The sequence below is a fragment of the Pseudophaeobacter leonis genome, assembly GCF_002087335.1.
Lineage (GTDB): Bacteria > Pseudomonadota > Alphaproteobacteria > Rhodobacterales > Rhodobacteraceae > Pseudophaeobacter > Pseudophaeobacter leonis.
Genome location: NZ_MWVJ01000005.1, coordinates 79,946 through 104,625 on the forward strand (window position 1 = coordinate 79,946; position 24,680 = coordinate 104,625).

Below are 24,680 nucleotides of genomic sequence, written 5' to 3' on the forward strand. Positions count from 1 at the left end.
TGTCGCAGGCCTGCCCTGTGGTGCAGGCTGCAAAATCGTTACTATTCGGCGGCGTGTTTGCGAGCGGCTTTTTTGCGGGCATGCGCCAGCAGGCCATCGCGCACCCATGCACCGTCTTTCCAGGCCTTGTTGCGCGCCGCGAGCCGGTCCACGTTGCAGGGGCCATTGCCCTGGATCACATCAAAGAACTTGGACCAGTCGGGATCAGAGTAGTCATAGCTGCCGCGCGCCTCGTTCCATTTGATGCCCGCGTCTGGCAGCTCAAGACCCAGGAATTCGATCTGCGGCACCGTCTGGTCGACAAATTTCTGACGCAGCTCGTCATTGCTGTTCATCTTGATCTTCCAGGCCATCGACTGCTCTGAGTGGGTGGACTCCGCATCTGACGGGCCAAACATCATCAGCGCCGGGAACCAGAGCCGGTTGAGCGCATCCTGCGCCATCTTCTGTTGCGCAGGCGTGCCTGTCGCCATCTTGCGCATGACGTCAAAGCCCTGCCGGGCGTGGAAGCTCTCTTCTTTGCAAACCCGGACCATGGCTCGGGCGTAGGGACCAAAGGAGGTCCGCTGCAGCGGCACCTGGTTCAGAATGGCCGCGCCATCTACCAGCCAGCCCACCGCGCCCATATCGGCCCAGTTCAGCGTCGGGTAGTTGAAGATGGAGGAATATTTCATCCGCCCATCCAGCAGCTTTTCAGTGAGCTCATCGCGGCTCACCCCCAATGTTTCGGCAGCACAGTAGAGATACAGCCCATGGCCGGCCTCGTCCTGCACCTTGGCCAGCAGGATCGCTTTGCGTTCCAGCGTTGGCGCGCGGGTGATCCAGTTGCCTTCCGGCAGCTGGCCGACGATTTCCGAATGGGCGTGCTGGCCGATCTGGCGGATCAGTGTCTTGCGATAGCCCGCTGGCATCCAGTCCTTGGGTTCGATCTTTTCACCGGCATCAATGCGGGCCTGAAAGGATCGGCCAGCTTTTCGGGATCATCGGTGCTCGCTTCGGATTTGACCATCTGTGCATACATGACTTGCTCCTCCCGGAAAGGGGTTACTGGCTTATACGCGTTCCAGGATCAGGGCGGTGCCCTGTCCCACGCCGACACACATGGTGCACAGCGCATAGCGCCCACCGGTGCGTTGCAATTGATAGGCGGCTGTCAGCACAAGGCGTGCGCCGGACATGCCAAGCGGATGGCCCAGGGCGATCGCGCCGCCATTGGGGTTCACACGGGGGGCATCATCGGCAAGCCCAAGTTCACGCAGGGTGGCAATCCCCTGGCTGGCAAAGGCCTCATTGAGCTCGATCACATCCATTTGGTCAATGGTCAGACCGGTGCGGGCCAGAACCTTGCGGGTGGCGGGCACCGGGCCAATGCCCATAATGCGTGGCTCAACCCCGGCGGCGGCCATGCCGACAATGCGCGCCATTGGTTTCAGGCCGTTTTTGGCGGCGGCAGCTTCGTTTGCCATCAGGATGGCAGCGGCCCCGTCATTGACGCCAGAGGCATTGCCTGCGGTCACGGTCTTGTCCGCACCGTTGACGCCTCTCAGTTTGGCCAGCTTATCAGCGCCTGTGCCGGGGCGGGGGTGCTCATCGGTGTCGACAACCACAGGCTCGCCCTTGCGCTGCGGCACTGAGACCGGCGTGATCTCATCGCCAAAGATACCCGCCGCATGGGCCTCGGCCCAGCGGGCCTGGCTGCGGGCGGCAAAGGCGTCCTGGTCTTCGCGGCTGATGTTATAGGCCTCGGCGACATTGTCGGCCGTCTGTGGCATCGAGTCGGTGCCATACATCTGCTGCATCTTCTTGTTGATGAACCGCCAGCCGATGGTGGTGTCATAGATCGCATTGGCGCGACTGAAGGCCGAGGTCGCCTTGGGCATCACAAAGGGCGCGCGGCTCATGCTCTCGACACCGCCGGCGATGGCCATGTCATAGTCGCCAGCGCGTATTCCGCGTGAGGCCATGCCAACCGCATCCATACCGCTGGCGCACAACCGGTTGATGGTGGTGCCAGGCACATCCACGGGCAGACCGGCCAGCAGCGCCGCCATGCGCGCCACGTTGCGGTTGCTTTCACCGGCCTGGTTGGCGTCGCCAAAGATCACATCATCAATGCTGGCCCAATCGACCTGCGGATTGCGCGCCGCCAAAGCAGCAATAGGCGCGGCTGCCAGGTCATCGGTACGAACCTGGCTGAGGCCACCACCGTAGCGGCCAATTGGGGTTCGGGTGGCATCGCAGATGAATGCATCCATGGTGTTCGCGTCTCCTGGTTTGTCGGCGAAATAAGCCGACCGTTGGGTCGGTATAACGCAAGTTGTCGATTCGTGGCAAGCGAAACGTAACGAATTTTTCCCATCTAAAGGAATCCTGTAACGTATGAGGCCGGGCCTTGTGACTTTACGTCGTGGCCAGCCCGCGGCTGTTTTTGGTTGCAGCGCGGCCTTTGCCTGGCTCACATTAAAACAGAACGATTGGTCTGTTGGCTGATTGCGTGGCTCATGGTGAATTTTGCGCCGGTGGTGTCCCTGTGGTGGTATCCTTGGACTGAAACTGGCGGGATAGGGGGAATATGGCAAAGCATTTGCGCATCGGCGGTGCCCGTGGGTTTTGGGGAGATGCCACTGCGGCAACACCGCAGCTTTTGGCAGCGGGCGGGCTGGATTTCATCGTCTATGACTACCTGGCCGAGATCACCATGGCGATCCTGGCCCGCGCCCGGGCCAAAGATGCGCAGTCTGGATTTGCGGCTGACTTTGTCAGCGCAGCTATGGCGCCAAACCTGGGCGAGATCGCCCGTCAGGGTGTGCGCATTGTCTCCAACGCCGGAGGCGTCAATCCCGGGGCCTGTGCCGCGGCCCTGCGGGCTGAGATTGCGAAACAGGGGCTGGCGCTCAGGGTGGCGGTGGTGGAAGGCGATGACCTTTTGGCTGGGCGCGCGGCGGTGGCACAGGCCGCGCCCCGCGATATGTTTCGCGCCACCACCCTGCCACCCGTAGAGAAGATCGCCAGTATCAATGCCTATCTGGGGGCATTTCCCATCGCGCTGGCGCTGGATCGCGGCGCGGACATTGTCATCACCGGGCGCTGTGTCGACAGCGCCGTGACACTGGCGGCGGCGATCCATCATTTTGGCTGGGCGAGCACGGATCTCGATGCGCTGGCCGGGGGTAGTTTGGCGGGGCATATACTCGAATGCGGCCCGCAGGCGACGGGGGGCAATTTCACCGACTGGCGCGCGGTGGCGGATAATCTGGCTGACATCGGCTATCCCATCGCCGAGATCCACGCCGATGGCAGCTTTGAGGTGTCCAAACCCGCCGGGTCTGGTGGGCTGGTGTCGCGGGGCACGGTCGGCGAGCAGATGCTCTATGAGATCGGCGACCCGCAGGCCTATCTTTTGCCAGATGTGGCCTGTGATTTCTCGGATGTGACACTGGTTGAGACCGGGCCTGACCGGGTGCTGGTGCAGGGCGCACGTGGCCTTGGCGTGCCCGAGAGCTACAAGACCTGCCTGACCTGGCACGACGGCTTTCGCGCGGGGCATATCTTTACCTTTTACGGGCTGGAGGCCGAGGCGAAGGCGCAGCACTTTGCCGAGACCGTGCTGGCGCGCTGCCGCACGGCGCTGCAGCGGATGCAGGCGCCGGATTATTCGGATGTCAGTGTTGAGCTGTTGGGCGCTGAAAGCCAGTTTGGCGCGATGCGCCAGACCGGACCCCAGCGCGAGGTCGCGGCCAAGATCGCCGTGCGCCACCCGGATGCCCGCGCCGTTGCTCTGTTTCTGAAAGAGGCCACCGGGATGGGCCTTGCAACACCGCCGGGGTTGAGCGGCTTTGCGGGTGCGCGCCCGAAACCCTCGCCTGTGATGGCGCTGTTTTCTTATCTCACCCCCAAGGAGCAGGTGCAGATACGCCTGCTGGATGAGGTGGGTAAGCTGCAGTGCCCAGCGGCCAAAGGTCCAGCTGTAATCGCCGCTCCGCGCCCGCCGCTTCCTGTACAGCCCGAGGCTGAAAATATCACCCAGGTGCCGCTGATAGAGCTGGCCTGGGCCCGGAGTGGCGATAAGGGCGACATCGCCAATATCGGCGTGATGGCACGCGATCCTGCGCTTATGCCCTGGATCTGGGAAGGCCTGACGCCCGCGCATCTGCAGCGGGTGTATGGCCTTTTTTTGCCCGATGCCGAACCTGCCGTAAGCGGCGCGATCGAGCGGTTTTACCTGCCCGGAAGTGCCTCGATGAACATCCTGTTGCATGGCGCGCTGGGCGGTGGTGGCACCTCGTCGCTGCGCAATGACCCACAGGCCAAGGGCTATGGCCAGTTGTTGCTGGCGGTGCCCATCGCGGTAGATGCCGATCTGCTGGCGCGGCTGCGGGGCAAAGAATGATCTATCTGTATACTGTATGCCAGCAGCCGTCCTGCAGCGGCCCTGTGGCAGGACCAACCCAATGAGGACATGTCGATGAAAGCTTTTCAAAGCAGGATCAGCACGAGCAGTGACAGCTTTGCCCAGAACCGCGCCGATATGCTGGCACAGGTCGGGCGGATGCGCCGCCTTGAGGCCCGTGCCGCTGCCAAATCAGAAGAGCGCCGACCGGTGTTTGACAAACGTGGCCAGCTGTCGCCGCGCGAACGGCTTGCAGCCCTGCTGGATCCGGGCATGCCCTTTGTTGAGCTTTATAATATGGCCTCTTATCTGGTGGATGACCCTGACCCGGAAACCTCGATCCCCGGCGCCTCGATTGTTCTTGGCATTGGCTATGTTTCGGGGGTGCGGGTGCTGGTCTTTGTTGATGATGCGGGCATCAATGCCGGCGCCATGATGGGCAAATCGGTGGATAAGGCGCTGGGGGCGATTGAGATCGCGCTGAAGCAAAAACTGCCCTTTCTGCATCTGGTTGAGAGCGCGGGGGCTGATCTGATGCGCTATACGGTTGAGCCTCTGGGCCCATGGCGGCGGTCTTTTTGCGGGGCTTGCGCGATTGTCGGCTGCGGGCAATCCGGTGATCACCGTGCTGCATGGGGCCTCAACCGCGGGGGGCGCCTATCAGCCGGGGCTGTCGGACTATGTGATCGGGGTCAAAGGCAACGGCATGGCGATGCTGGCAGGGGCCGCGCTGGTGCAGGCCGCCACGGGTGAGATCGCCAAAGACGCCGATCTGGGTGGTGCCGAGATGCATGCCGAGGTGACCGGCCTGGTCGAATATCTCGCAGAAGATGACGCCCATGGGCTAGAGCTGGCCCGTGAGGTTGTGGCCGGCCTTGGCTGGCAGGGCTGCGCCGCAGCACCTGTGGAGTACCATCCTCCGAAATACCCGGCAGAGGAGCTGGCGGGTGCTATTCCCGCAGACTATCGCAAGCCCTATGACATGCGCGAGTTAGCAGCCCGGATTGTCGACGGCTCTGTGCTGCGGGATTTCAAGCCCGGCTACGGCGCCGCAATGGTCTGTCTGCAGGCGCATATCATGGGGCAGCCGGTCGGCATTCTGGGCAACAACGGGCCAATTGATCCGGATGGCGCCACCAAGGCGACGCATTTTTTGCAACTGATGGATCAGGCCGACACGCCAGTGATCTTTTTGGGCAATACCACGGGCTATATGGTGGGCACCGACTATGAACGCGCGGGCATGATCAAACATGGCTCAAAGATGATCCAGGCGGTGACCAATCTGCGGGTGCCGAAGATCTCGCTCTATACCGGGGCCAGCTTTGGCGCCGGCAACTACGGTATGTGCGGTCACGCCTTTGGTGCGGATTTCCTGTTTACCTGGCCCAATGCAATGACCGGCGTGATGGGGGGGGCGCAGGCGGCGCTGACCATGGAGCAGGTGGCGCGGCGCGCCGCCGCGCGCAAAGGCATTGAGGTCGACGAGGCGCGTCTGGCCAAGCAGCGCGCTGGGATTACCGCACATTTTGACAGCCAGTCGGATGCGTTTTTCACCTCCCGGAGGATGCTGGACATGGGCATGATTGACCCACGCGACAGTCGGGCGGTGATTGGCTTTTGCCTCGCCACCTGCATGGAGGCGCGCCGCCGCGTGCTAAATCCCAATGCCTTTGGCGTGGGCCGGGCCTGATGGAAAAGGAGCAGGGTATGACAGGGTTCAACTCAATTCTGGTGGCCAACCGGGGCGAGATCGCGCTGCGCATCATGGGCACGGCGCGCTCCATGGGGATCAGATCCATCGCCGTCTATACCGAGGCGGATGCCGCCAGCCCGCATGTGGCGTTTGCCGACCGGGCCATCTGTATCGGCACCGGGCCGGTCGCGGACAGCTATCTGGATGCGGGCAAAATCCTGGCCGCTGCCAAAGACTCCGGCGCTGAGGCCCTGCATCCGGGCTATGGGTTCTTGTCGGAAAATACCGATTTTGCTCAGGCCTGCCAGGATGCCGGATTGGTCTTTATTGGCCCCAGCGTTGAGGCGATTGCCCTGATGGGCAATAAGGCCGCCGCCAAGCGGCGCATGATCGCCGCCGGGGTGCCCTGTGTGCCCGGCTATGAGGGCGCGGATCAGTCGCCGGAAACACTGCAGGCGGAGGCGGACAAGATTGGCTATCCGGTGATGATCAAGGCGGCCGCAGGCGGCGGTGGACGCGGCATGCGTCTGGTTGCGGAGGCCGCAGGCTTTGGCGATGCGCTGGATCTTGCCAAAAGCGAAGCTATGGCGGCCTTTGGCTCGGATGAGATGATCCTGGAAAAGGCGGTGATGCGCCCGCGCCCCGTAGAGTTTCAGATCTTTGCAGATGCCACAGGACATACCATCCATCTGGGAGAGCGCGATTGTTCCGTGCAGCGCCGCCACCAGAAGGTGGTCGAAGAGGCCCCCTGTCCGGTGATGACACCAGAGCTGCGCGCCGAGATGGGCGCCGCCGCCGTTGAGGCCGCCCGTGCCATCAGCTACCTGGGCGCGGGCACGGTGGAGTTCCTGCTGCAAGAGAGCGGCGCGTTTTACTTTCTGGAGATGAACACCCGCCTGCAGGTGGAGCATCCGGTCACAGAGATGATCACCGGGCTTGATCTGGTGGCGCTGCAAATTCGTACCGCCAAAGGTGATGCGCTGGGGTTGGCGCAGCAAGATGTCGTGTTGCGCGGCCATGCCATCGAGGTGCGGCTTTATGCAGAAGATCCGGCGCAGGGTTTCCTGCCGCAATCCGGGCACATCAGCCGCTGGCAGCCGCCAAAGGGCGCGGGTATCCGGGTCGATGCAGGGATCAGAGCGGGGCAAGAGGTCTCGGCCTTTTATGACCCGATGCTGGCCAAAATCATTGTTCATGGTGCCAGTCGCCGCGAGGCGCTTGAACGTCTGATTGCAGCACTTGGCGACACGGTCCTGTTTGGCCCCGCCTGCAACCGGGATTTCCTGATTGCGGTGCTGTCGCATGACTCCTTTGCCAGGGGCGCTGCGACCACCAGCTTTATTGCCGACCACTTTGACCCAGTGCCACCGCAGGTGGTATCGAGCGCGGATCTGGCGCTGGCGGCCTGCCTGATCTACCGCGCCGAACAGGCGGATCTGGCGGCACGGGCGCAAACCCCGGCAGAGCTATTGGGCTGGTCCAGTCAGGGCCAGCTGCAGGCGCGCATGGTGTTGGACACGGGTGCCGAGCCCGCGACACTGCTGCTGAGCCAGACGCCTGAGGGTATGTCGGTGCAGGTTGGAGAGGCCCGTTACGGAGGGGCCTGTCACCATGTAACACAACAGGCAATGAGCCTGCGTTTGGATGGTGAGCGGGTTGATCTGCGTCAGCACCTGCTGCTTGACGACACCCTGTTCATGGCCACAGGCACAGATGCAGCGGCTGACACGGCTGCGCCCCGGAGCAACCCAAGGCACCACAGCGGGCGGCGGCGAGGTTCGCGCGCCGATGCATGGCAATCTGTTAGAGCTTTGCGTCAAAGCTGGCGACAGGGTGGCGGTTGGCAGCCGTCTGGCGGTGCTGGAGGCCATGAAGATGCAGCACGAAATCCTAGCCGAGATGGCAGGCACAGTGTCTGAGGTCGCAGTGGTTGCGGCAAGCCAGGTCAAGGCCGGGGACCTGCTGGTGCTGATCACGGCGGAAGAAAACACCGGGCAAGACAGCAGCACTGGATCAGACAGCAGCACGGGGCCAGACAGCAGCGCCAAAAAGCCAGCAACAAACGAGGTGACATCATGAATTCTGAGCTATGCAGGCGGTTGGGGATCGAGTTCCCGCTTTTTGCCTTTTCCCATTGTCGCGATGTGGGGCGGCTGTCACCAATGCCGGCGGCATGGGGATCTTTGGCGCCGCAATGATGTCGCCCGAAGAGTTGGAAGAGGAGCTTGCCTGGATTGATGCGCATGTGCATGGCAGGCCTTACGGTGTTGACCCCATCGTGCCCAATAAATTCGAGGCCAAGGGTGAGGGTATCGCGGATGCCCAGATCCTCGCGATGGTGCCAGAGGGGCATAAGAGCTTTGCCAATGAGGTGATGCAGGCGCATGGTGTAGAGCCCGGTGATCTGGAGCCACAGCGGGCCGATCGGTTGGTGTTTCGCGAAAACATCAGCGCTGAGGGCGCGCGGCGGGCTTTGGATGTGGCGTTTTCGCATCCTATTGCGCTGATTGCCAATGCGCTGGGCCTGCCGCCGCAGGATATGCTGGAGCGTGGCAAGGCACAGGGCGTTGCAGTGGCGGGGCTGGTGGGCACCGCCGAACATGCGCGGGCGCAGGTGGCTGCGGGCGTTGGTGTGATTGTTGCTGCCGGAGGTGAGGCTGGTGGCCATACCGGCGAGATTTCGACCATGGTGTTGGTGCCTGAGGTGGTGCAGGCCATTGCGGGCTCGCAGGTGCGGTGCTGGCCGCGGGCGGCATTGCCCCCGGCGCACAGATGGCGGCCGCCATGGCGATGGGGGCGGCGGGTGCCTGGTGTGGCTCGGTCTGGCTGACCACCGCCGAGGCCGAGACAACGTCGGTGGTCAAAGAAAAGATGCTGGCGGCCAGCAGTCGCGACACCGTGCGTTCACGTTCGCGCACTGGCAAACCTTCGCGCCAGCTGGTCAGTGCCTGGACCGAGGCCTGGGAGGCCAAAGCCGCGCCCAGACCGCTGCCGATGCCGCTGCAGACGCTGGTGTCAGAACCCGCGCTGCACCGCATTGATCAGATGTCGCAAAAGGGCCATGCAGGCGCGCAGGATCTGGCCACCTATTGGGTGGGGCAGGGGGTTGGCCTGATGAACCAGTCCATGTCTGCGGGGGCCGTGGTGCAGGACTTCAAGGAAGATTTTCTGAGGGGTTATGAACGCCTTCAAACCGCACTTGAGGGATAGGGCCAGCGCTGTTTCTTAAGCAAAGCAGGCCTGTCGCCCCAGTAAAGATCTTGAGTGTAGCACAGGCAAGCCAATAGCTGAGCAGAGAGCCGGGCCAGGTGAGACTTTGAGCCAGGACAATTATTCGCGACCAGTTTTGCCCGGTCAATTTTGCCTGACCAAATGGAGCAGTCCCACGAGGGAGGCACCGCTTTCTCCTCGCCATTTTGCTTCACCTGTTCAATAGTTGCAGGCAGGGCTTGCAAAGGGGCTGAGGAGGCAACCGATGAATATTCTTTACATTATGTTTGACCAGTTGCGGTTCGACTACCTCAGCTGTGCGGGCCATCCGCACCTGCAGACCCCGCATATCGACGCGCTGGCGGCCAGGGGTGTGCGGTTCACCCGCGCCTATGTGCAGTCGCCCACCTGCGGCTCGTCCAGGATGTCGAGCTATACCGGGCGCTACCCGTCCAGCCATGGGGTGCAGTTCAACAGCTATCCGCTGAAAGTGGGGGAATGGACCATTGGCGATCATCTGCGCAACTCAGGCATGAGCTGCAGCCTGATCGGCAAGACCCATATGGTGGCCGATGCGGTTGGGCTTGAACGGCTGGGGCTGGCGCCGGACAGTGTGATCGGGGTGCGGCAAAGCGAATGCGGCTTTGACCCCTATCTGCGCGATGACGGGCTATGGGCAGAGGGGCCGGATGGCTTTTATGACCCGAAACGCAGCCCCTATAATGAATACCTTAAGGCAAAGGGCTATCCCGGCGACAACCCCTGGCATGACTTTGCCAATGCGGGGATTGAGACGGGCGAGGAGGGCAATGACATTGCCTCGGGCTGGTTCATGGTCAATGCCGACAAGCCGGCCAATATTGCAGAAGAAGACAGCGAAACGCCCTGGCTCACCACCAAGGCCATCGAGTTCATCGAGGAGGCGACGGCCAAAGGGGAGGGGCCCTGGTGCGCGCATCTGAGCTATATCAAGCCGCATTGGCCCTATATCGTGCCCGCGCCCTATCATGATATGTACGGGCCTGAGCATGTGCTGCCGGTGGTGCGCCATGAGGGCGAGCGCGTCAATGCGCACCCGGTTTTTGGCGGCATGATGAACAATCCGATCGGCAAGGCGTTTAGTCGCGACGAGGTGCGTGAAAAGGTGATCCCGGCCTATATGGGTTTGATCAAACAGGCGGATGATCAGATGGGCAGGCTGTTTGCCTATCTGGAGGCCAGCGGGCGCATGCAAGATACCATGGTGGTGGTGACCTCGGACCATGGCGACTATCTCGGCGATCACTGGCTGGGCGAGAAGAACCTGTTTCACGAGCCCTCGATCAAGGTGCCGCTGATCATCTATGATCCACGCGCAGCGGCGGATGTGAGCCGTGGCACCACCTGTGACGCGCTGATTGAGGCCATCGACCTGGCGCCGACCTTTCTGGAGGTCGCGGGGGGAGAGCCTCTTGGGCATATCCTGTAGGGACGTTCGGTGATGCCTTTGTTGCGGTGAGAAGACCCGGAGTGGCGCGACTTTGCGGTGGCGGAGTCCGACTATTCCACCATGCCGCTCTGTGCCAAGCTGGGTCTGGAGCCGAAAGACGCGCGCCTGTTCATGATCACCGATGCGCGCTGGAAATTCATGCATGCTGAGGGCGGCCTGCCTGCCATGCTGTTTGATCTGCAGGAGGACCCACAGGAGCTGGTCGATTTGGGGCGCAGTCCGAAGCATCAGGAGATCCTTGCATTGATGTATGAGCGGTTGCGCCAATGGGGGCTGCGCATGTCGCAGCGCACCACGGTGTCGGATGCACAGATTGAGGCAGGGCGGGGTAAATCGGCAAAGAAGGGCATCCTGCTGGGTGTCTACGAGGCCACGGATGTAGCGCCGGAGCTGACAGAGAAGCTACGCGGCTCTGTGCCCCAAACGACCGGGGAGCAAACTGGTGTGCAAACCGGGGTGAAAACTGGGGCGCAAGATGAAGAGGCGCAGGGTGTAGCAATCAGCCGCGCGCAAAGTACGGAATAGCAAAGGGGGGCTCCCGCCCGTCTCGGGGTGTTTTGTCAAAACCCCCTCGCCCCTTGGGCCCAGCGCCGCGCTTTCGCGCGGCGCTGGGCCCAAACCCGCCAAGGCTTGGCCAGCAAAGCTGGAAAAGCCTGCGGGAGCGGGAGAATTTGGCTGGCTGGAGCAGGGAGGGTGGCTTTCTGCCCGCTATGCGTGCAGGGATCAGGCGCATTTGTTGCCTTGGGCTGTCTCGCTGCTTATGGTGACGGAAAATCAGATAGCAAGAACAAACAGCAGGGTGCAGGGCAGTGGCAGGGCAGACAGAAGGGCTATTGAACGCGATCCTTCAAGATATTGACGCCGGGCAGCTGAACCCGGGCGATATGCTGGACGAGGCAGGGCTGGCGGCACGCCACGGGGTGTCGCGCACCCCCATCCGCGAGGTCTTTATCCAGCTTGAGGTCGCGGGCCTCATTCGCCGCCTGCCGCGCAAGGGCGCGGTTTTGTTCAAACCGACGCTGGAAGAGTTTCTCGCTATTCTGGAGGTCCATGCCCAGCTGGAAGGGCAGGCCGCTGGTCTGGCCGCGCGCCGTATGACGCCTGAACAGGCTGCGGAGCTGGAACAGATCGTGCAGGCCTGTGAGAGGCATGCGGCAGAGAAGGGGGATGCGGATCCGGACGGATACTATCAGCTGAACCTGCGCTTTCACGGTGCCGTGGCCATGGGGGCGGGCAACCCGTTTCTGGTCGAGATGATCAAGACCAATGCCCGCAAGCTGATGGCCTACTATCGGGCGCGCTATAAGTACCCCGGATCAATCCAACAATCGGCCAGTGAGCACCGCGACATTGCCGAGCTGATCTTTGCCCATGACCGCGACGCGGCTGAGGCGCGTATGGCAAGCCATGTGCAGTTTGATCAGGTGACGGTGATGGACCTGCTGGCCGCCCTTGGCTGAGGCCACATATTCAGTGCAGGACGCTTGCGGCAATGACCGCCACTGTTTAACCTATTTAGCCTGCTCAAAGAACTGCGCCAGGGCTGTGGCAAAGGCAGCCTGATCGGCGGGCTCCTCAAGGCTGTTGACCGCCTGCCTGTAGAGGCTTTCTCCCAAACTGGGGTGCATTTCTTCCGTGAGGGCGGCGATAAAGCCAGGGCTCATTTCTGGATGGCGCTGCGTCGTCCAGATGTGGCGACCAATGGTGAACCCGGCGTTCAGCTCAGTGCTGCGGGCCACCTCCTGCGCCTGCGGTGGGATCTTGTCGACGCATTCGCTGTGAGAGCCATAAAGTCTGAGGTCTTGCGGCAGGTCCGGCGCCCAGGGCAGGGGCGTGGTGATCTGATTATGTATCAGGCCATGTACCCAGCCAGCGGGGTTCTGCGCCACGCTTCCCCCCCGGGCAAGCGCGATGGCCTGATGGCCAAAACAGGCCCCAAACAGCGGCAATTGCGCCTGATCCATCGCGCGGATCAAAACCAGTAAAGGCTCGATCCAGGGCAGGTCACTGCGACTTGAGGCGGGGCTGCCCGTAATGATTACGCCATCAAAGGCGCTGATATCTTGCGGGAACGCGCCCTCATTCAACTGAAATACCGATGTGTGCCAGTCTGGCCGCGCCATCTGCACAAGACGGGTGAATTTTTCACCATCAAACGGATGTGCCGCTGCAAAGGCGCTGTTGTCCGTGTTGGTGACCAGGATGGCGAGATGCATGTCTGACTCGTGAGTTTTATGTTTACATATTTATACTCTTACTTAGTATACATAAAGAATGTATTCGGGAAGCCCATTATGACCATCTGGACACCACAGGATGACGGCCACGCCGACCTTGCCAGTCATGACACCTTTGCCATGGGCGCGCCGCACAATACCTTTGCCCGGCTGCGTCGCGACGACCCGCTGCACTGGACTGAATACGCTGGCGGTGAAAACTTTTGGTCGGTGACCCGCTATGACGACATCATCCAGATGAACAAGAACACCGAGGTGTTCTCCTCGGCGCGTGGCATTCGCATGGAAGATCAGAGCTATGAGGAATATCTGGCGCGACGCACCTTTCAGGAGACCGACCCGCCAGAGCATTCCAAGGTGCGCATGAAGCTGATGCGGGCGTTTTCTAAAACCAGCATGGCGCAGTATGAACAAGAGATCCGCGACATCTGTGGCGAGATTTTGGATTCGGTGCTGGAGCAGGGCAGCTTTGACGCCACCAAGGAAATCGCCAGGCAACTGCCGATGCGGATGCTGGGGCGGGTTGTGGGACTGCCGGAGGCGGATTTGCCCTGGCTGGTGGAAAAGGCGACGCACTGATCGCCAATACCGACCCGGATTTCACCTCGCATGTGATGGACAAACTGCAGACGGATGAGTTCCGCCTGATGCCTTTTAACTCTCCTGCCGGTGCCGAACTATACCTCTATGCTAGGGATCTGATGGCCGACAAAGCCCGCAGAGGCGACACGGCTGGTGTGCTCAATATGATCTTAGAGCCGGCCAAGGATGGCTCGGAAATATCCGAGACGGAGTTTCGCAATTTCTTTTGCCTGCTGGTGGCGGCGGGCAATGACACCACCCGCTATTCCATTGCCGCCGGCATTCAGGCGCTGTGTCATCAGCCGGAATTGTTGGCGCAGATGCAGGCAGGTGGTGCGGTCTGGGAGACGGCGGCGGATGAGATCATTCGCTGGGCGACGCCTGCGATCTATTTCCGCCGCACCGCGACGCGGGATGTCGAGATGCATGACAAGCTGATCCGGGCTGGCGACAAGCTGCTCTATTGGTTTATTTCCGCCAACCGTGACGACAGTTACTTTGACGACGCTTTCCGGGTGGGCCTGATGCGCAACCCCAACCGGCATCTGGCCTTTGGCCAGTTTGGCCCGCATGTCGGCCTGGGCATGTGGCTGGCCCGGCTGGAAGTCACGGTGCTGTTTCAGGAGTTGGCCAAACGGATCAGCCATATCGAGGCCTCGGGGCCGCAGAAGTTTCTGCGCTCTAACTTTGTCGGCGGCATCAAAGAGCTGCCGGTGCGTGTCACCCCAAGATGAAGCCGTGCAATATTCAGACAGGACCGACAGGCGTGGTCTATGCTAGAAACGCCTGTCAGGATTTTTGCCTACAGCCATTTTGCCAGTCCAGATCTGTCCTGATTTGGCCTGATCTGGCCCGATTTGGAAGGATTTGAGCCATGAAGACCCGCCTGCGTGCGATGTTCTGCGACCACCTCAGCATTATGCGGGGGAAATATCTGCCCAACGCAAAGATTGGCGATGATGGCACCCGGTTTTGCCGCTCGGTCTTTGGCACCCACTATGATCGCGATCTGCTGGATGCGCCGGGCTCGATGGTGAAACAGGGGATGCCGGATATGGAGCTGAAGTGGCAGCACGATGATATTCGTGACAGCTGGCATGCCTCGACCAAGGTGGTGCTGGGGGATCTGTATGATGTGGATGGCGCGCCCTTGTCGCTGTGCCCGCGCGGCGCGCTCAAACGGGCGGTCGCAGGCTGGCAGGCGCGCGGGCTGAGCCCAAAAGTCGGGATCGAGCTGGAAGCCTATGCGCTGCAGGCGGATGATCGGGGTCGATTGATGCCTTATGACGCGCCGGGGGGCGTGGTCTATGGCACCGGGCCTTTTGCTGATCCCTTGCGGTTTAATGACCGGATCTGGGCTATGGCGGATGAGATGGGCTTTTCGCTGGATATGATCACGGCGGAATTCGACAGCCCGCAGTTTGAATACACCCTGACCTTTGCTGATGCGGTCAAGGCGGTGGATGACATTGTGCTGTTCCGTCTGATGGCGCGTGAGATCGCGCTGGAATATGGCATTGTTCTTTCCTTCATGCCCAAACCCATCGCCGAGGCCGGTGGCTCTGGCATGCATATCAATTTTTCATTTGTCGATGAGGCCGGCGGCAATGCGCTGTCTTCGGGGCCGCGCGGTGGCCCTGAACATATGAATGATCTGGCACGCGGCTGTCTGGCGGGGGTCTTGCATCACCACAAGGGGCTGGCCGGGCTGATTGCCCCAACGGCCAACAGCTATATGCGGCTGCAGCCGGGGTCTTTGTCGGGCTATTGGCAGAATTGGGGCGGGGATCACCGCAATGTGACGACACGGATCAGCTCGGAAGGTGGCGCCAAAGCGCGGCTTGAGCATCGCATGGCGGATGCCTCGTCCAATCCCTACACTGCCGTGGCGGCGGTGCTGCAGGCGTCCTTGCTGGGGGTGGAGAAAGGGTATCAGCTGCCGCCGATGGAGACTGGCGATGGGTTTGACCGTACGGATGCGCGTGAGGGCACCGCGATTGATCTCAAAGGGGCCGTGGCAGATCTGGAACGCGATACGATTCTGGGCGAGGCCGTGGGTGCGGATCTTGTGGCCAACCACGCGTTTATGAAGCGCAAAGAGGTGCGCAAAACACGGGACCTGGAAGGCGACGGCATGCGGGATTTCTATGTTCATTTTATTTAACGAAGCAGTCCGCTAGTCCGCTAGTCCGTTAGTTCGCCAATCTGCTATTTTTCCAGTCAGTCTGCAGTCCGCCAGAGCCGGGCGCGCTTTGTGGTTTTATCAGGTTTCGAGTGCGGCTACGTCCCGCAAGATCGACTGCTGTGCATTCTGGAATGATGCCTGGGCGTGATCGGGGTGCATTGTGGATGGTGGTCGTGGTGGGAGCAGCCAAAGACTGGTCAGCCAATTGGGGCGCTCACACCGAAAAAGTCAGTGTGCATCGCAATCAACTGAGGGTCTACTACCCGGCCTCCGGATTTCGCTGCCGCGCCGCGTCAGCGGCGCTACGAGAGGCAGCGGGCCCGAAGCATTTGCTTCGGGCCCGCCATGGTATCTGGTGGCAGCCGACCAAAGGTCGGCTGCGGTCGGCGCTTGCTGCCGGGTTTAGCTTGCCGCCGCAAAGCCTGCTTCGAGCGCACGGAGAATGCCCTGGACGTCATCTTTAGTCAGAACCAGCGGTGGAGACAGGATGATGTTGGGGCCGGAAATCCGGACCATGGCGCCGTTGCGATAGGTCACCTCTTGCAGGCGGGCGATCGTCCGTTTGTCGGGGGCGGATTTGCTGGCGCGATCCGCCACCAATTCCATAGCACACATCAGGCCGTGGCCACCGCGCACATCCCCAATCAGCGCATGCCTTTCCTGCAGCGCCAACAAGCCCTGATGCAGCTCCTGACCGCGGGCCGCGGCATTCTCGGGCACATTCAGACGCTGTGTCTCCTGCAGGCAGGCCAGGGCCGCTGCTGCCCCGACGGGATGGCCGGAATAGGTATAGCCGTGGCCAATAGCGGCACGCCCACTCACGTCCTGCTCAAAAACCTCTGCCACGCTTTCGGCGATCATCACTGCACCAAAGGGAAAATAGCCATTGGTGATCGCCTTGGCGGTACACATGAAATCGGGCTGTACCCCCCAGTGGCGTGAACCGGTCCAGGACCCTGTTCGGCCAAAGGCAGTAATCACCTCATCCGCGATCAGCAAAATGCCATGTTTGCTGCAGATCTCGCGCACGCCGGGCATAAAGCTATGGTGCGGCGGGATCACGCCGCCAGCTCCCAGGATCGGCTCCATGATAAAGGCCGCAATGGTGCCTGCGCCCTGAAAGGCGATCTCATCCTCAAGGGCCTGCAGGCACAGCTGCGCCAGCCGCGCGGGGTCACTCTCGTTAAAGGGGTTGCGATAGGGGTAGGGCGCCGGGATATGGTGACAGCCGGGCAAGAGGGGTTCGTACTGGGTGCGGAAATTGGCATTGCCATTCACTGACGCGCCGCCCATGTGGGTGCCGTGATAGCCCTTTTTCAGGCTGAGGAACTTGGTGCGCCCGGCCTCGCCGCGGATCTTGTGGTACTGCCGCGCCAGACGCAGCGCAGTTTCCACCGAGTCCGAGCCCCCAGAGGTGAAAAAGGCGCGGCTGAGCCCGTCGGGGGCAAAAAAGTCGCGCAGCAGCTCTGCCAGCTGGATCACCTGATCATTTGTGGTGCCGCGAAAGGTGGAATAGTAGGGCAAAACATCCAGCTGGGCGGCAATGGCATCCTTGATCGGCTGGCAAGAGAACCCAAGGTTGACGTTCCACAGCCCGCCGACCGCATCAATCACCTCATGGCCATCGATATCGCTGATCCGCACGCCCTGGGCACCAGTGATGATCGCGGGCGGATTGGCCAGGCTGTCGGCGGGGTGCGCCATCGGGTGCCACAGGGACCTGGCGTTGTGTTCCTTGAGGAAATTGGCGTCTTTCATCGACTAAACTCCTGAGCGGGTCCGCGAGGGGACCTGGGTGTCTTGAGAGGCAAACGGGCCGTCACGGCGCATCAGCTTGTGGATAATCAGAGGGCGGGCTGCCACCGATCCGATGGGTGAGGGCGGCGCCAGCCCGGCGCAGGGCGGCGCGGATGGTGTCTTGCTGCGCCTGCGACATGCGCGAGGCGGGCGCGGCCACTGCCAGCGCGCCCAGGGCTTTGTGGTCGGCACCAAAGATCGGCACAGCACAGGACTGCACTTCCAGCTCAAAACTGCCCAGGGTGTTGGAAATACCCGTCTCGCGCACCTCACGCAGCTTGACGCGCAGCACCTCCGGGTCGACCAGCGTCTTGCTGGTATGCGCTTTGAGAGGACGCGCAAGAACCGCATCGACAAAGCTGGGGTCGGCATAGGCAAGGATCGCGAGGCCCGAACTGGTGGCGTGATAGGTCACGGTCTGGGCATCCTCCATTGTCACCTTTGTGGCATGGCGTGGCGAGTAGGCATGGCTGAGGGTCTGCACCCAGCTGTCATGGCCCAGCGAGACATGGGCGGTCTCGCCGGTCTCGTCGCTCAGCTCCCGCAGGATCCGCCGCGACACAGACAGAATCGGCGTTGAGGCCTCGCGCAGCGCCGCAAGGTGCAAAGCCTGCGGCCCAAGCCGGTATGCACGGTCGCCATCGCCCTGTTCCACGAACCCCGAATCCTGCAACTCTGCCATCAGGCGATAGACTGTCGCCTTGTTCATCCCAGAGAGACGCGTCAGGTCGCTCAAGCCGATTTCGCTCCTGTCGGGGGAGAAATAACTTAACAGTGAAAGGGCTTTACTGACAGTTCCCATGCGCCGGTCCAGGCTCCATTTTGCTTAAAGACGGGGCATGGTTTTGCAAAAACATTCAGCCCGGTTGATATTTTGTTGACAGATAAGCAGGTGGCCTGTCAATCTAAATTCAAACCAACGGTTCAAAAAATGAACCAAGTAGCTGAGCCATCAGCATCAACCGGGAGACTGAAATGAAACTGACCCATCTCGTGAAAGGCGCCGCAGCGGCGGCGGCTCTTGGCCTCAGCGCCGTGGCTGCCCAGGCGGAATATCCAGAGAAGCCGGTGAACTTTATCGTGCCGTGGCCTCCGGGGGATCTGGAGGATGTGCTGACCCGGATGATCGCTGATGATTTTCAGGCGGAATATGGCGTGGCAGCTGCCGTGGTGAACAAGCCCGGCGGCGGTGGCGGTCCCTTTCCTGGTGCCATTGAGGTCGCCAATGCGGCGCCGGATGGCTACACGGTGGGGTCATTTGTGATTGGTGTACCGGTGATGGGGCAGCAGATCGACATCCCGCCACTGACCCCGGAAAAGTTCGACCCGCTGGGGATCTTTCTGACCTATCCCTTTGTGATCGCCACCTCGGCCGACGCGCCTTATTCCACGATGGCAGAGCTGGCAGCCCACGCCAAGGGGAACGATGTGGCGCTGGGGCATTTTGGCGATGTGCTGACCCCGACCCAGGTCACCAAGGCCTTTGCCAAGAACGCTGGCTTTGAATGGGGCTCGGATGCGGCCTTTGATGCGCTGGATTGCAACACGCTTGCCTCTGGCGATGCGGATGTCATCAATACCACGCTGCGGCTGATCCTGCCCTGCCTGGATCAGGTCAAGGTGCTGGTCTCGATCACTGATGAGCGCATCCCGCTGGTGCCCGATGCACCTGCCATTGGCGAGCTGGATGCCAGTCTGAACATCGCCCTGTGGAATGGGCTTTTTGTCACCAAAGACACGCCGCAGGATGTGCGCGACAAAATCATCGCCGTGGCTGAAAAGACCATGATGAGCGACCGGGCTCAGGCTGTGGCCAAGGAAACCGGGGCGCTGGTCTATTGGCAAAATGCCGGCGACAGCTCGGCGCGGGTGGCCACGGACATCGCGACCATGGCCAAAATCGGTGCCTTGCTGGACTAGATATCCTCTTTGTTGTTTTGCCGGGGCCATCCCTGGCCCCGGTGCCTCTTTTTGCCTGAAAAGATCCCCTTCCATGACCAGCGAACCATGACCACCGAACGAGAACGCCGCTTTGTCGGCCCCCGGCGCGGACAGCTGATTTTTGCTCTGGTCTTCCTCTCGGTGTCAGCGCTGCTTTTGGCCCTGATCGCAGAGCAGACCACCTGGGTGAACAAGACCAGGCTGTTCGCCCAGCCGCGGTTTTGGCCTGCCGTCAGCCTTGGAGGCATGGTGCTGTTGGGAGGGCTGCATTTTTACTTTCTGCCCTGGCGGCGCGCCTCGCGCTATGACCTCTGGGAGGCACGGCACTGGGGGCGCAGTCTGGAATATGCGCTCTGGTTCATGGCTTATGTTTTCCTGGTGCCGATTATTGGCTACCTGCCGGTCACGCTGCTGTTCGTGCCGCTGTTGGCGCGGCGCATGGGGTATCGCAGCCGCGCAATGATGGGCATCTGCCTGTGTTTCGCCCTGGCGGTTGTGGTGCTGTTTAAGGCGGTGCTGTCGGTGAAAATTCCAGGTGCTATGCTCTATGAATACCCTGCCGGGCGCGCTGCGCAGCTTCTTTATATTATACTTTTGGCCCCGGGGTTTTTGATGGATCTTCTCCTCTCTGCACTCGATATCCTGATGCGTTGGGACGTGGCGCTGGCGCTGCTTGCGGGCTCGGTTGGCGGTGTGCTGATCGGGGCGATCCCCGGTGTCGGCCCTGCGGTGGCGATTGCCATCCTGCTGCCTGCGACCTTTTCCATGGATCCGATTGTGGCCCTCACGGTGCTGCTGGGGATTTACGGCTCCTCCATGTATGGCGGCGCCATCCCCGCCATTTTGATCAACACGCCCGGAACGGCGGTGAACGCGCTGACCACCTATGATGGCTATCCGATGACCGCGCGCGGCGAGCCGCGCCGCGCCCTGAGCCTCGCCTATTCCGCCAGCTTTTTTGGCGGCGTCTTTTCCGTCATCTGCCTCATCCTGTTTGCCCCGGTGCTGGCAAAGGTGGCGCCCATGTTTGGCAGCCGCGAGATCTTTTTAGCAGCGCTTTTGGGTCTCATCCTGGTGGTGGTGGCGCATCGTGGCCAGGCCCTGATTGCCGGAGCACTTGCCTGCTTTGGCATCTTTCTCAACTCCATCGGCATGGAGCCGGTGAAATATACCCAGCGCTATACCTTCGGGCAGGATTTTCTTGGCGGTGGTGTGAACCTCATCGTGGTTGTGCTGGGGCTTTTTGCCCTTAGTCAGGCCTTTGTGCTGCTGATGGACGAGGACGAAAAGGTGCATATCACCAAACTGCGCGGCGGTATGTTTCAGGGGCTGCGCGAACTGGCGCGTCATCCGCGTGTCACGACTGTTTCCGCCGGCTTTGGCGTGCTGATGGGTATGATACCCGGCGTGGGAGAGTTCACCGCCCAGTTCATGTCCTACACCTATGCGCAAAAGACCTCAAAACGGCCGCAGGATTTTGGCAATGGCTCCTCCGAGGGGCTGATTGCGGCGGAAACCGCCAATAACGCGGTGCCAGCTGCGGCCATGGTACCGCTTTTGGCGTGGGGATCCCGGGTGAGGCGCTGACCGCAATGATGCTGAGCGTGTTCTATGTGCACAACGTGGTGCCGGGGCCGGCCCTGTTTCAGAATGACATGGATTTCGTCGTAGCACTTTATCTGGCGCTGCTGATCCTTAATGTGCTGGTGCTGGTTTTTTTGCTCTTTGCCACCCGGTCGCTGGTGCAGGTGGTGAAAATCCCCAATCGCTTTCTTGGCGTCTGTATCCTGACCCTGAGCTTTGTTGGCGTCTACTCCCTGCGCAATTCCGCTACCGACTGTCTCATGGCTGCGGGCTTTGGCATCTTTGGGTTTATCCTCAAACGGCTGTCTTTACCGGCGGTGCCGATCATTCTTGGCATGGTGCTGGGCGGTATCATGGAGGGTAAGCTGCGCGCCGGTATGGCCCGGGTTAAAGAGCCCTGGGACTTTTTCAACCCACCCATATCATTCATCATTTTCACCATAATTGTCTTGGTTCTTGCGACACATATTCTGCGCGTCTGGCGTGATCGCAAAGAACTGAAGGAGGCCGAATGGCAGAACAAGAGCTCATCAACCAGCTTCGGCAAGCTGATGTCGCGCCGCAAAAACTCTTTCTTGAAGGATCGTGGCAAAGAGGTTCGGGGACGCCACTCGAAGTTACTTCGCCGATTGAAGGGGCTGTTCTGACCACGCTTGAAGGCGCCTCTGCAACAGATGTTGAACGCGCTGTCGCCTCGGCGCGGCGGGCCTATGCCGATGGCCGCTGGGCGGCACAGTCCCCCGCCGCACGTAAAAAGGTGCTGTACCGCATTGCTGATCGGATTGAGGCCGAGGCAGTCGAGCTTGCGGTGCTGGGTGTGCGCGACAATGGCACGGAATTCAACATGGCCCTGAAGGCCGAGCCGGGCTCGGCGGCCGGAACCTTTCGCTATTATGCCGAGGCGCTGGACAAGGTGGCCGGAGAAGTGGCGCCGACGCAGGCAGATGTGCTGGGGCTGGTGCATCGCACGCCGGTGGGCGTGGTTGGTGCCATTGTGCCCTGGAGCTTCCCGCTGATGATTGGCGCGGAAGCCTGGCACCGGCGCTGGCCATGGGCAATTCCGTGGTGCTGAAGCCAGCCGAGACCGCCTCGCTGACGCTGTTGCGTCTGGCGGAGATCTGCGTCGAATGTGGCCTGCCGGATGGTGTGTTCAACGTGGTGACCGGCAGTGGCGCTGAAACCGGCGCGGCGCTGGCCATGTCGATGGGGGTTGATGTGCTCACCTTCACCGGATCAGGTGGCACCGGGCGCAAACTTCTGGAGGCTTCGGCGCGCTCGAACCTCAAACGGTGCTACCTTGAGCTGGGAGGGAAGTCGCCCAATATCGTTTTTGCCGACACGCCGGACCTTAAGAAAGCCGCCAAGGTCTCGGCCAGGGGGATCTTTCGCAACTCTGGCCAGGTCTGCGTGGCGGGCGCGCGTCTGCTGGTTGAGGCCTCGGTACATGATGAGTTTGTCGCCCTGCTGAAATGCGAGGCTGAGGCCCTGACGGTGGGCGATCCGCTGGATCTGGGCAGCCAGATCGGTGCGGTGAATTCCGAGGATCAGCTCAGGCGCAATCTGTCGTTTATGGACATGGCCCGCGCCGAAGGAGGCCAGGTCATCACTGGTGGCGCCCGTATCCTGCAGGAAACAGGCGGCAGCTATACGGCCCCGACCATTGTGACCCATGTGGCCCGCGATCATGCCCTGTTCCAGCGCGAGGTTTTTGGCCCCGTGCTGTCGGTCACAAAATTTGAGAGCGAGGCCGAGGCGCTTAGCCTGGCCAATGCCACTGATTTTGGCCTTGCCGCCGGGGTCTGGACCGCGGATCTGTCGCGGGCGCATCGTATGTTTGCGGGCATTCGAGCGGGTGTTCTGCCTGTGAACACCTACGGTGGCGCCGACAATACGGTGCCACTGGGCGGGGTTGGTCAGTCAGGCAATGGGCATGACAAATCGCTGCATGCTTTGGACAAATATGTCGATCTGAAAACGGCCTGGATTCAGCTGTGAGGATGGTGGGGCGTCTAAACAGGTTTTGCAGGGCAAAACCTGTGGCCTCCGGCGGAGGTATTTTGAGCAAGATGAAATCTGGACGCGTGCGGCGTATGAACGAATGGAGGGTGGGATGACGTCTAAAAAGACCATTTTGGTTGCCGGGACCTATGACACCAAAGACGACGAGTTGCACTATCTGGCCGAGGTGATCCTTGGTCAGGGTGGCGGCGTTCTGTCGATGGATGTCAGCGTTCTGGGCGAGCCCAGCCGTCCTGCGGATGTGAGCAAACACGCGGTGGCCGAGGCTGGTGGCGCGACGATTGAGGCAGTAATTGGCTCGGGTGACGAAAATACCGCGATGCAGATCATGGGGGCTGGCGCTGCTGCCAAGGCGCTGGAGCTGTACCAGGCGGGACGCATCGACGGGGTGATCGTGTTGGGCGGCACAATGGGGACCGATCTGGCGCTGGATCTGTGCGCAGCACTGCCTGTGGGGGTTCCAAAATACATCGTCTCCACCGTGGCCTTCTCACCGCTGATGCCACCCGAACGGATCCCGGCGGATGTGCAGATGATCCTCTGGGCCGGGGGGCTCTTTGGGTTGAACTCGATCTGCAAGGCCTCGCTTAGTCCGGCCGCAGGCGCGGTGCTGGGGGCTGCGCGTGCAGTTGAGGCACCACGGCGTGAGCGGCCTCTGATCGGGATGACCTCGTTTGGCAAGACGGTGCTGCGCTATATGGTGACGCTGAAGCCGGCGCTGGAGGCGCGCGGCTTTGAGGTCGCAGTGTTTCATGCCACTGGCATGGGCGGGCGCGCCTTTGAAAGCCTTGCGGGCGAGGGGGCTTTTGCCGCCGTGCTGGATTTTGCGCCGCAAGAGGTCTCCAACCACCTCTTTGGTGGCTTGTCGGCCGGGGCGGACCGCATGACCAATGCAGGGCGATCCGGCACGCCGCAACTGGTGGCACCAGGATGTTATGATCTGGTGGATTTTGTTGGCTGGCAGGGGGTGCCTGTGCAGCTGGAGGGGCGTCCGAGCCATGCGCACAACCGTTTGCTCTCTCCCGCAGTGCTGCAGGCCGAAGAGCGCCGCACCGTCGCGCGTAGCCTGTGCGAAAAGCTGGCTGAGGCGCAGGCACCCGTGGCGATATTGCTCCCTAACCAGGGCTGCAATGAGTGGGATCGTCCCGGTGGGGAGCTACATGATGCTGAAGGGCTTTTGAGTTTTTGCGCTGAGATGCGCCGCGCCCGCCCCGAAAATGCAGTGCTGCATGAGTTGGACTGCCACATCAATGATGCGGCGTTTTGTACTGCAGTACTGGAGGTGTTTGATGCCTGGGTTGCGCGCGGTGTCATCAGCAAGACCCTTTAGCGACCAACAATGGGGCCGGGTTTAGGGCAAAAACCTGCCAGACTGAAGCGGGGCATCTGCAGCAGCGGGTGCCCTTTGTGGTATTCTGGCCTGCGCTTGCAGTTGTGCTGCGCAGCAATGACCTCGGGTCGCGACAGATTCTTGCTTGAATACAGGGGGGCTCTTGCCTAGGGTGCCAGCAATTATGTGGAACTACGTTCCGCATTGTGGAATTTTAGGC

General features: G+C 61.2%; 14 protein-coding genes and 7 pseudogenes. 16 read left to right on the forward strand and 5 right to left on the reverse strand.

The features are described 5' to 3' along the window. Positions 1-41: 41 nt before the first annotated feature. Both paaA and pcaF read right to left on the reverse strand, forming a co-directional pair. Positions 42-1,021: pseudogene (gene paaA, locus B4968_RS02120) on the reverse strand (1,2-phenylacetyl-CoA epoxidase subunit PaaA). A 31-nt stretch (positions 1,022-1,052) separates the two neighbouring features. Next, entirely contained in the window at positions 1,053-2,255 is a 1,203-nt protein-coding gene (pcaF, locus tag B4968_RS02125; protein ID WP_083096199.1) for a 3-oxoadipyl-CoA thiolase, read from the reverse strand. Between the two features lie 317 nt (positions 2,256-2,572). On the opposite strand from pcaF, the gene B4968_RS02130 reads away from it, so the two are divergent. The 9 genes and pseudogenes from B4968_RS02130 (at position 2,573) to B4968_RS02155 (ending at position 12,245) form a co-directional block, all read left to right on the forward strand. Beyond that, on the forward strand, positions 2,573-4,390 hold the full coding sequence (locus B4968_RS02130) for an acyclic terpene utilization AtuA family protein (RefSeq protein WP_083096201.1): 1,818 nt from the start codon (positions 2,573-2,575) through the stop codon (positions 4,388-4,390). Between the two features lie 273 nt (positions 4,391-4,663). Next, positions 4,664-4,879 (forward strand): annotated as a pseudogene (locus B4968_RS25040) (acyl-CoA carboxylase subunit beta); the annotation flags it as partial. Between the two features lie 127 nt (positions 4,880-5,006). Continuing rightward, complete coding sequence (locus tag B4968_RS02135; protein ID WP_277620904.1) at positions 5,007-6,083, forward strand: acyl-CoA carboxylase subunit beta; 1,077 nt, start codon at positions 5,007-5,009, stop codon at positions 6,081-6,083. A gap of 17 nt (positions 6,084-6,100) precedes the next feature. Next, positions 6,101-8,005 (forward strand): acetyl-CoA carboxylase biotin carboxylase subunit, encoded by a 1,905-nt coding sequence (locus B4968_RS02140; RefSeq protein ID WP_173907524.1) that lies wholly within the window; start codon positions 6,101-6,103, stop codon positions 8,003-8,005. Further along, on the forward strand, positions 7,920-8,165 hold the full coding sequence (locus tag B4968_RS23740; protein WP_277620905.1) for a biotin/lipoyl-containing protein: 246 nt from the start codon (positions 7,920-7,922) through the stop codon (positions 8,163-8,165). Before B4968_RS02140 ends, B4968_RS23740 begins: the two co-directional genes overlap by 86 nt. Positions 8,166-8,220: 55 nt before the next feature. After that, entirely contained in the window at positions 8,221-8,916 is a 696-nt protein-coding gene (locus B4968_RS25045; RefSeq protein WP_277620906.1) for a nitronate monooxygenase, read from the forward strand. Then, the gene (locus B4968_RS25050) at positions 8,859-9,296 is read left to right on the forward strand and encodes a nitronate monooxygenase (RefSeq protein ID WP_277620907.1); all 438 of its coding nucleotides are present in this window, start codon (positions 8,859-8,861) and stop codon (positions 9,294-9,296) included. Before B4968_RS25045 ends, B4968_RS25050 begins: the two co-directional genes overlap by 58 nt. 265 nt (positions 9,297-9,561) lie before the next feature. Beyond that, positions 9,562-11,208 (forward strand): annotated as a pseudogene (locus B4968_RS02150) (sulfatase-like hydrolase/transferase); the annotation flags it as partial. Positions 11,209-11,594: 386 nt separating this feature from the next. Then, positions 11,595-12,245 carry a GntR family transcriptional regulator gene (locus B4968_RS02155; protein ID WP_083096204.1) on the forward strand — a complete coding sequence of 217 codons (651 nt, stop codon included), beginning with the start codon at positions 11,595-11,597 and terminating at the stop codon, positions 12,243-12,245. 51 nt (positions 12,246-12,296) lie between these two features. Here B4968_RS02155 and B4968_RS02160 read toward each other — a convergent pair whose 3' ends face one another. Then, positions 12,297-13,001 carry a type 1 glutamine amidotransferase gene (locus B4968_RS02160; RefSeq protein ID WP_083096206.1) on the reverse strand — a complete coding sequence of 235 codons (705 nt, stop codon included), beginning with the start codon at positions 12,999-13,001 and terminating at the stop codon, positions 12,297-12,299. 78 nt (positions 13,002-13,079) lie between these two features. Between B4968_RS02160 and B4968_RS02165 the strand changes: the two are divergent. Both B4968_RS02165 and B4968_RS02170 read left to right on the forward strand, forming a co-directional pair. Continuing rightward, positions 13,080-14,338: pseudogene (locus B4968_RS02165) on the forward strand (cytochrome P450). Positions 14,339-14,478: 140 nt separating this feature from the next. After that, a complete protein-coding gene (locus B4968_RS02170; protein ID WP_083096208.1) occupies positions 14,479-15,768 on the forward strand; it encodes a type I glutamate--ammonia ligase in 1,290 nt (429 codons plus the stop codon). A 423-nt stretch (positions 15,769-16,191) separates the two neighbouring features. On the opposite strand, the gene B4968_RS02175 is transcribed toward B4968_RS02170, so the two are convergent. Further along, positions 16,192-17,547, reverse strand: a complete 1,356-nt coding sequence (locus tag B4968_RS02175; protein ID WP_083096211.1) for an aspartate aminotransferase family protein — start codon at positions 17,545-17,547, stop codon at positions 16,192-16,194. Between the two features lie 61 nt (positions 17,548-17,608). Beyond that, on the reverse strand, positions 17,609-18,388 hold the full coding sequence (locus B4968_RS02180; RefSeq protein ID WP_083096214.1) for an IclR family transcriptional regulator: 780 nt from the start codon (positions 18,386-18,388) through the stop codon (positions 17,609-17,611). A 173-nt stretch (positions 18,389-18,561) separates the two neighbouring features. On the opposite strand from B4968_RS02180, the gene B4968_RS02185 reads away from it, so the two are divergent. The 5 genes and pseudogenes from B4968_RS02185 to B4968_RS02205 all read left to right on the forward strand — a co-directional run bounded on the left by B4968_RS02185 (position 18,562) and on the right by B4968_RS02205 (position 24,460). Then, positions 18,562-19,506, forward strand: a complete 945-nt coding sequence (locus B4968_RS02185; protein ID WP_083096216.1) for a tripartite tricarboxylate transporter substrate-binding protein — start codon at positions 18,562-18,564, stop codon at positions 19,504-19,506. Positions 19,507-19,593: 87 nt separating this feature from the next. Then, a pseudogene (locus tag B4968_RS02190) lies at positions 19,594-20,001 on the forward strand (tripartite tricarboxylate transporter TctB family protein); the annotation flags it as partial. A 138-nt stretch (positions 20,002-20,139) separates the two neighbouring features. Then, positions 20,140-21,758: pseudogene (locus tag B4968_RS02195) on the forward strand (tripartite tricarboxylate transporter permease). After that, positions 21,740-23,106 (forward strand): annotated as a pseudogene (locus B4968_RS02200) (aldehyde dehydrogenase family protein). The pseudogenes B4968_RS02195 and B4968_RS02200 overlap by 19 nt, the downstream one beginning before the upstream one ends. A gap of 115 nt (positions 23,107-23,221) precedes the next feature. Beyond that, positions 23,222-24,460 (forward strand): Tm-1-like ATP-binding domain-containing protein, encoded by a 1,239-nt coding sequence (locus B4968_RS02205; RefSeq protein ID WP_083096282.1) that lies wholly within the window; start codon positions 23,222-23,224, stop codon positions 24,458-24,460. Positions 24,461-24,680 lie beyond the last annotated feature (220 nt).

What these genes read in the sequence shown, in the direction of transcription:
- pcaF (WP_083096199.1), bottom strand. Translation starts at nt 2,255, where the DNA reads ATGGATGCATTCATCTGCGATGCCACCCGAACCCCAATTGGCCGCTAC.
- B4968_RS02130 (WP_083096201.1), top strand. Translation starts at nt 2,573, where the DNA reads ATGGCAAAGCATTTGCGCATCGGCGGTGCCCGTGGGTTTTGGGGAGAT.
- B4968_RS25050 (WP_277620907.1), top strand. Translation starts at nt 8,859, where the DNA reads ATGGCGGCCGCCATGGCGATGGGGGCGGCGGGTGCCTGGTGTGGCTCG.
- B4968_RS02160 (WP_083096206.1), bottom strand. Translation starts at nt 13,001, where the DNA reads ATGCATCTCGCCATCCTGGTCACCAACACGGACAACAGCGCCTTTGCA.
- B4968_RS02180 (WP_083096214.1), bottom strand. Translation starts at nt 18,388, where the DNA reads ATGGGAACTGTCAGTAAAGCCCTTTCACTGTTAAGTTATTTCTCCCCC.
- B4968_RS02205 (WP_083096282.1), top strand. Translation starts at nt 23,222, where the DNA reads ATGACGTCTAAAAAGACCATTTTGGTTGCCGGGACCTATGACACCAAA.
- B4968_RS02185 (WP_083096216.1), top strand. Translation starts at nt 18,562, where the DNA reads ATGAAACTGACCCATCTCGTGAAAGGCGCCGCAGCGGCGGCGGCTCTT.
- B4968_RS02170 (WP_083096208.1), top strand. Translation starts at nt 14,479, where the DNA reads ATGAAGACCCGCCTGCGTGCGATGTTCTGCGACCACCTCAGCATTATG.
- B4968_RS02175 (WP_083096211.1), bottom strand. Translation starts at nt 17,547, where the DNA reads ATGAAAGACGCCAATTTCCTCAAGGAACACAACGCCAGGTCCCTGTGG.
- B4968_RS02140 (WP_173907524.1), top strand. Translation starts at nt 6,101, where the DNA reads ATGACAGGGTTCAACTCAATTCTGGTGGCCAACCGGGGCGAGATCGCG.